General features: G+C 69.5%; 5 protein-coding genes and 1 pseudogene. 3 read left to right on the top strand and 3 right to left on the bottom strand.

The features are described 5' to 3' along the window. Both LI94_RS23390 and recO read right to left on the bottom strand, forming a co-directional pair. On the bottom strand, nt 1-335 hold a 335-nt coding region (locus LI94_RS23390), incomplete at its 3' end, for a hypothetical protein (protein ID WP_204368864.1). Between the two features lie 110 nt (nt 336-445). After that, nucleotides 446-1204: a DNA repair protein RecO gene (gene recO, locus LI94_RS20410; protein WP_046302359.1), complete on the bottom strand. Its 759-nt coding sequence runs from the start codon at nt 1202-1204 to the stop codon at nt 446-448. A gap of 74 nt (nt 1205-1278) precedes the next feature. On the opposite strand from recO, the gene LI94_RS20405 reads away from it, so the two are divergent. The 3 genes from LI94_RS20405 to LI94_RS20395 all read left to right on the top strand — a co-directional run bounded on the left by LI94_RS20405 (nt 1279) and on the right by LI94_RS20395 (nt 4067). Continuing rightward, nucleotides 1279-2727, top strand: a complete 1449-nt coding sequence (locus LI94_RS20405) for an amidase (RefSeq protein WP_125079285.1) — start codon at nt 1279-1281, stop codon at nt 2725-2727. A 120-nt stretch (nt 2728-2847) separates the two neighbouring features. Continuing rightward, the gene (locus LI94_RS20400; protein ID WP_024440675.1) at nt 2848-3186 is read left to right on the top strand and encodes a hemophore-related protein; all 339 of its coding nucleotides are present in this window, start codon (nt 2848-2850) and stop codon (nt 3184-3186) included. A 14-nt stretch (nt 3187-3200) separates the two neighbouring features. After that, on the top strand, nt 3201-4067 hold the full coding sequence (locus LI94_RS20395) for a sulfurtransferase (RefSeq protein ID WP_046302358.1): 867 nt from the start codon (nt 3201-3203) through the stop codon (nt 4065-4067). A gap of 26 nt (nt 4068-4093) precedes the next feature. On the opposite strand, the pseudogene LI94_RS20390 reads toward LI94_RS20395, so the two are convergent. Further along, nucleotides 4094-4537 (bottom strand): annotated as a pseudogene (locus LI94_RS20390) (monooxygenase); the annotation flags it as partial. Between the last annotated feature and the right edge of the window lie 21 nt (nt 4538-4558).

Below are 4558 nucleotides of genomic sequence, written 5' to 3'. Positions count from 1 at the left end.
GATGTGTATAAGAGACAGTTGCCGCCCTGGCCACCTTTACCGCCCTGGCCGCCCTGGCCCCCCAGGCCACCGGCACCTGGGGCACCGTCGGCTCCGGGCGCACCGTCAGCTCCGTTGGCACCGTCAGCACCGTCAGCACCATCGGCACCGGGGCCGTTCGCCGGCAACGGCGCCGTAATCCCGGAGACCGGAGCGGGTTCGGCGGCCCGCGCACAGGAAGTCACCGCCGGGATCATTCCCACGACGAGTAGCGCTCCGGCCGCCGCACCGATACCGGCTCCGTAGCCCGGTGTCGTCCTGTGCGCCCAGCGCCCCCACCCGGTGTCGTGAAACATTCGGCCTGCCTTCCTGATTGAACCTAGGGATCGTGAAGTCGCATCAGCCTACCGCCGACGCCCGCATAGTCCACCGAAACGGACGCAATCCCCAGGTAGGTGCCGGTCGATCAGCCTTCGCTGCCGGTGGCCCGGGGTTGAACCCGCTCCACCAGCGGCAGGGTCCGAAGCCGTCGCTCCAGGTGCCACTGCAGATGGGCGGCCACCAATCCGCTGGCATGGCTGCGATGCGACGCCGTGGAAAGCTCCGCGACCTCCCAGTCGCCGTCATGCAATGCCGCCATCAGATCCAGCACACCCATCGGCGGGGTGGTCGACCCAGCCGGACGGCAATGCCCGCAGACGCTGCCGCCGGCCGCGACATGAAATGCCCGATGCGGACCGGGGGTGGCGCAACGGGCGCACTCGGTCAGTGCCGGCGCCCACCCGGCCACCGACATGGCACGCAACAGATAGGCGTCCAGCACCAGCTCGCGAGGGCGCCGACCGTCGGCCACCGCGCGCAGCGCCCCAACGGTGAGCCGGTGCAACGCCGTCGCCGGGGCTCGCTCGGCACCGGCCAGACGTTCCGCGGTCTCCAAAATCACGCAGGCGCAGGTGTAGCGGCCGTAGTCGCTGACGATGTCGGAGGCGAAGGCATCCACCGACACCACCTGGGTGACGATGTCGAGATTGCGGCCGGGGTGCAGCTGAACGTCGATGTGGGCGAACGGCTCCAGCCTGGCACCGAACTTGCTGCGGGTACGACGCACCCCCTTGGCCACCGCGCGGACCAGCCCGTGGTCGCGGGTGAGCAAAGTGACGATCCGGTCGGCTTCGCCGAGCTTGTGCTGGCGCAGCACCACCGCCCGGTCCCGGTACAGCCGCATCGGACCAGTTTCGCATCGCGAGGGGGTGTTTCGACGACACCCACCCGTACGGCACGCCGATACTCTCATCACCGATGACCCACCCGCCCGCGGCGTCCGGCACCCGCTTCCCCACCCTCACCGAGCAGCTCTACCAGCTGGCCAGCGGCGAGGCGACCTCCGTCGACCTGGTGCGTCGCGCGCTACACGCCATCGACGCCAGCCAGTCCACCCTGAACGCCTTCCGGGTGGTGTTCACCGAGTCTGCGCTGGTCAGCGCCGCGGAAGCCGACCGGCGTCGGGCCGCCGGGCACCGCGCCCCGCTGCTGGGCATCCCGATCGCGGTCAAAGACGACACCGACATCGCGGGGGTCGCCACCTCGTTCGGCGCCTCCGGCTATGTCGAGCCCGCCGGCCACGACGCCGAGGTGGTGCGCCGGCTGCGGGCCGCCGGCGCGGTGATCGTCGGCAAGACCAACACCTGCGAACTGGGACAGTGGCCGTTCACCAGTGGCCCCGGGTTCGGCCACACCCGCAATCCCTGGTCCCGTCGGCACACTCCCGGCGGGTCGTCCGGAGGCAGCGCCGCGGCGGTGGCCGCGGGTCTGGTCGCCGCGGCCATCGGATCCGATGGAGCCGGCAGCGTGCGTATCCCCGCCGCATGGACGCACCTGGTCGGCATCAAGCCCCAGCGTGGCCGCATCTCCACCTGGCCGCTGCCGGAGGCGTTCAACGGACTCACCGTCAACGGAGTACTGGCCCGCACCGTCGAGGACGCCGCGCTGGTGCTGGACGCGGTCTCCGGCAACGCCGACGGGGACCTGCACAAACCGCCGCCGATGAAGGTCTCCGACTATGTGCGGACCGCACCGGGTCAACTGCGTATCGCGCTGTCGACTCAGTTCCCCTACACCGGGTTCCCGGCTCGCCTGGATCCGGAGATCCGGGCCGCGCTGGAACGCACCGCCGAGCAGCTGCGGCTGCTCGGGCACGTCGTCCTCCCGGGCAACCCCGATTACGGGCTGCGGCTGTCGTGGAATTTCCTGTCCCGGTCCACCGCCGGGGTGTGGGCCGCCGCCAACAGGCTCGGCGGCGGTGTCAACCTGGACCAGCGGACCTTGGCCAACATGCGCACCGGCCGGCTGCTGTCGCAGGCCGTGTTGCGCAAGGCCCGCGCCCACGAGGCGCAGGATCAGCGTCGGGTGGGCTCGATCTTCCGGATCGTCGACGTGGTCCTGGCGCCCACCACTGCCCAGCCGCCACCACTGGTGAACACATTCGACGACCTGGGCAGCTGGGAGACCGACCGCACCATGATCGCGGCCTGCCCCGTCACCTGGCCGTGGAACCTGCTGGGGTGGCCGTCGATCAGCGTGCCTGCCGGGTTCACCTCCGAGGGCTTGCCGATAGGAGTGCAGTTGATGGGGCCGGCCAACAGCGATGGCCTGTTGGTCTCGCTGGCCGCTGAGCTGGAGGGCATCAACGGCTGGGCTGCCCGGCAACCCACACCGTGGTGGCGCACCGAGCCCGGCCACGGCTCGTAAGCACCCCAGATCGCCGCTAGCTGCGACTTCAGCGAGTTGCGCGGTGGTCGGCTAAGCTTGGCCAGTCTTGACTAGGTCTTCAGTTCCCGTAAAAGTGCATTGGTGAAAGGCGTCCGCAAAATGGCCTCTCTGTCGTTGACCAGGTTCGCAGTCGCAGCGGGCAGTCTGGCTCTGTCGCTCTCAGCCGGAGCCGGGTTCGCAGCTGCGAGCCCCGACCTCGGCCCGATCATCAACACCACCTGCAACTACTCGCAGGTTCATCAGGCGCTGGTCGCAGAGAACCCCTCCGCAGCCGCCGAGTTCGACGCCAACCCGAACGCGCAGGGCATGCTGCAGATGTTCCTGAACGCTCCGCCGGCCAAGCGCCAGCAACTGGCCACCATGGTCCAGGGCATGCCGGAGGCTCAGCAGTACGTCGGCACCATCACTTCGGTCGCCAACTCCTGCAACAACTACTGAGCGGGACCCCCGCGGTGGACCCGCGCGGAAAGGTCCTGATCACCGCCGCGGAGCTCAGCGAGCTCCTGCGGACCGGTGATCCGGTAACCATTCTCGACGTCCGCTGGAGCCTGGAGGCACCGGACGGGCGTCAGGCGTATCTTCACGGCCACCTGCCGGGTGCGGTGTATGTCTCGCTCGAAGACGAGTTGTCCGACCACACCGTGCCCGGTCGGGGCCGTCACCCCCTGCCGACCGGCCGCAATCTGGAAGCCGCCGCCCGGCGATGGGGCGTGCGGCGTGATCGGCCGGTAGTGGTCTACGACGACTGGAATCGGGCCGCTTCCGCGCGGTTGTGGTGGCTGCTGACCACCTCCGGAGTGGCGAACGTTCGTGTTCTCGACGGTGGCCTACCGGCGTGGACTCGGGCCGGCGGCGAGTTGCAGACCGGAGAGGTCTCCCCCGAACCGGGCAACGTCACCCTGCTGCCCGAGGATCTCTATGAAGGCCTGCGGCCCACGCTGACTGCCGACGAGGCCGGCGAGGGCGCCCGCACCGGCGCGGTGGCATTGCTCGACGCCCGCGCCCCCGAACGGTTCCGCGCCGAGGTGGAGCCGATCGATGCGGCCGCCGGTCACATCCCGGGAGCCAAGAACCTGCCGTTCACCGCCCTGTTGGACGGCGACGGAACCTTCCTGCCCGACGACGCGATCGCCCGGTTGCTGGCCGACCGGGGTGTCGGCTCCGACGACGCGGTGGGCGCCTACTGCGGTTCTGGGATCAGTGCCACCGTGATCGTCGCGGCACTGGCCGCCGGCGGCCGCTCTGCGGCCATGTTCCCGGGATCATGGTCGCAGTGGAGTGCGGAACCCTCCCGGCCGGTGGCACGCGGCGAGGACTGACGGCCGTACCAGCCGAGATGGCCGGGTCAGCCGAGGTGGAAGTCCGCCGGATCGGGGCTGCCCAGCATGGTCTTCATCCTCGCGCGGTCGAACGGCCACAGATCCACCGCGCCGCCCTCGGTGAGGTACCAGGAGTTACAGCCGGTGTTCCACACCGTCGGGCCCATCGCGATCGCGACGTCGTCGTTGAACCGCGTCGTGGCCTGATCGGTGACCTCCACGGTGGACAGCTCGCCGGCCCGGAACCTCGCCAGCCACTGCGCGATGTAACGCGCGGTCAGCTCCGAGGTGTACTGCAGGGAGATCGACCCGGTGGGCGAATTGGGGCCCAACACCGTGAACAGGTTCGGGAAACCGGGAATCGCGGTCATCTGGTAGGCGCGCGGACCCTTCGCCCAGGCGTCGTCGATGCTGACCCCGTCCCGCCCGTGCAACCGCATGGGGCGCATGTAGTTGTGGGCATGGAAGCCGGCTGTCTCTTATACACATCT

The organism is Mycobacterium sp. UM_Kg27, from assembly GCF_000972905.1.
Classification (GTDB): domain Bacteria; phylum Actinomycetota; class Actinomycetes; order Mycobacteriales; family Mycobacteriaceae; genus Mycobacterium.
Note: the sequence above shows the minus strand (reverse complement) of the source record. Positions and strands in the feature narration are given on the sequence as shown.

Coding starts and splice junctions, on each gene's coding strand:
- recO (WP_046302359.1), bottom strand. CDS start 1,204: ATGCGGCTGTACCGGGACCGGGCGGTGGTGCTGCGCCAGCACAAGCTC.
- LI94_RS20405 (WP_125079285.1), top strand. CDS start 1,279: ATGACCCACCCGCCCGCGGCGTCCGGCACCCGCTTCCCCACCCTCACC.
- LI94_RS20400 (WP_024440675.1), top strand. CDS start 2,848: ATGGCCTCTCTGTCGTTGACCAGGTTCGCAGTCGCAGCGGGCAGTCTG.